The organism is Streptomyces sp. NPDC026589 (genome assembly GCF_040638385.1).
GTDB lineage: Bacteria > Actinomycetota > Actinomycetes > Streptomycetales > Streptomycetaceae > Streptomyces.
Genome location: NZ_JBEZYG010000067.1, coordinates 1 through 2,002 on the forward strand (window position 1 = coordinate 1; position 2,002 = coordinate 2,002).

The following is a 2,002-nucleotide window of genomic DNA, read 5'->3' on the forward strand; positions in this document are numbered from 1 at the left end:
TACGTCGAGGGCGGGGCGCAGATCCCCGCCCAGCGGGTGGAGCAGTACGTGGCGCTCCACACCCAGCCGCGCGCACTCGACTCGGCGCTCAACTGGTACCGGGCCGGCGGCCTGCTGGACGGCCCCACCGTCCCCTCCGTCTCCGTGCCCACCACCTATGTCTGGAGCGACGGCGACGACGCGGTGAGCCGTTACGGAGCCGAGCGGACCGTCGACCACGTCACGGGCTCCTACCGTTTCGTGACGCTGAAGGGCGTCTCGCACTGGCAGCCGGAACAGGCCCCGGAAGAGATTTCCGACGCGATCCTGAACCAGGTGTCACAGAACCGGTAGCCGAACCGGTGGCTCCATCTCGCGGGTACTTACTTTTTTGTTCGTACTTGCGGCCCGTCAGGAAGCGTGACTACCTTTCAACAGCGGGCAAGTCCGATGCCGGTAAAAACATTTGAACAACACGGGAGTATGCGTGAGCAGGTTTGCAGGCAAGAAGGTCGTCATCACCGGTGGTACGCACGGCATGGGTCTTGACTTCGCCAAGGCGCTCATCGCCGAGGGCGCTGAGGTGCTGGTCACCGGCCGCAATGAGAAGAACATCGAGGCCGCCCGCGACGAACTCAAGGAAAACGCGCACATCGTGCGCTCCGACGCGGGCAGCGTTTCCGACATCGAGGCCCTGGCCAAGATCGTGGCCGAGAAGTTCGGAAAGATCGACCACGTCTTCCTCAACGCCGGTCTCGCGATCCTGGAGACGATCGACAAGTTCACCGAGGACACCTTCGACCGGCAGTACGCCGTGAACACCAAGGGCGTCTTCTTCGCGGTGAAGCACCTCGCCCCGCTGATCCAGTCGGGCGGCTCCATCACCATCACCACCTCCGTCGCCAACACCACGGGCGCGCCCGGCATGGGTGTCTACGGTGGCGCCAAGGCCGCGGTCAGGGCCTTCGTGCGGGTGGCGGCCTCCGAACTCGTCGCCCAGGGCGTCCGGGTGAACGCGGTGAGCCCCGGCTTCATCCACACGCCGTCGATGGGCATCCCGGAGGCCACTCCGGAGGAGCGCGCCCAGTTCCAGTCCCTCGGTGACATCCTCACCCCGATGAAGCGCCACGGCTCGATGGAGGAAGTGACCAAGGCCGCGCTGTTCCTGGCCGCCGACGCCACCTTCACCTCCGGTCTCGAGTTCACCGTGGACGGCGGCGGTTCGCAGGGCGTGCTGACCCCGCAGTAGTTCTTCCTGCGCAATCCCTGAACAAGGGTTGTCTCCACCGGTCCCCCCGTGGCCGGCGGAGGCAACCCCTTTCTGCTGTGCTCCCGTAAATCGTCCGGCAACAGGAGACCACATTCTCTGAGAATCCCAGGGGTTACCGGGTGGTGACCACGTTTCGACCAGGATGTTCAGGCGAGCCTTCGTTTTCCCAGGAGGAGCCTTCGTGGTTCCGTGCGGACGGCCGGGGCTCGGGCGGCGAAACGCGGCATTCGAGGAATGGAATCCCATGACGAAAAGCGGTGTAGAAGAAATACTGGACTCGGTCAGGAGCGTTGTTCCCCGGCTGCGGGAGAACGGAAACGAGGCCGAGGATCGCCGTTGGATCCAGGGCTTGGGCGAGTTCCGGGGTCGGGCGGTTGGTGGGGCCGTGACCGGTTGGGGTGCATGGCAGAGCAGGCACGGGCTTCGTGATCATTGGGGTGTCGAAGCTCAACGATCATGAGGTGGCCCGTGCCTGCCGCTGTATCTTCTCCCATCCCGTCGGTGCTGGTGAAGCTGGGTCCGCTGGATGCCGGTCAAGTCGCTGACCTGCGGCCCTTTCTGGACCGGGTGCCCGACCCGCGGGCGAGGCGGGGCCGCTGGTACTCGCTGACCGCGACCCTCCTCGTGTGTGCCGGCGCGGCCGTTTCGGGCGCGAGGAGCGTGGATGAGATCGCCGAGTGGGCGGCACGGGCCTCGGACACCGTGCTGGTGGCCGTCGGAGTCCGTCGGCATCCGCTGCGATGGCGCCGTGCT

At 65.9% G+C, this 2,002-nt stretch carries 3 protein-coding genes; all 3 read left to right on the forward strand.

What is annotated here, in order from left to right; genetic code table 11:
* On the forward strand, positions 1-333 hold a 333-nt coding region (locus AB0F29_RS41490), incomplete at its 5' end, for an alpha/beta hydrolase (RefSeq protein WP_351054747.1).
* 133 nt (positions 334-466) lie between these two features.
* Positions 467-1,228 carry an SDR family oxidoreductase gene (locus AB0F29_RS41495; protein ID WP_266426552.1) on the forward strand — a complete coding sequence of 254 codons (762 nt, stop codon included), beginning with the start codon at positions 467-469 and terminating at the stop codon, positions 1,226-1,228.
* A 477-nt stretch (positions 1,229-1,705) separates the two neighbouring features.
* On the forward strand, positions 1,706-2,002 hold a 297-nt coding region (locus AB0F29_RS41500; RefSeq protein ID WP_361884186.1), incomplete at its 3' end, for a transposase family protein.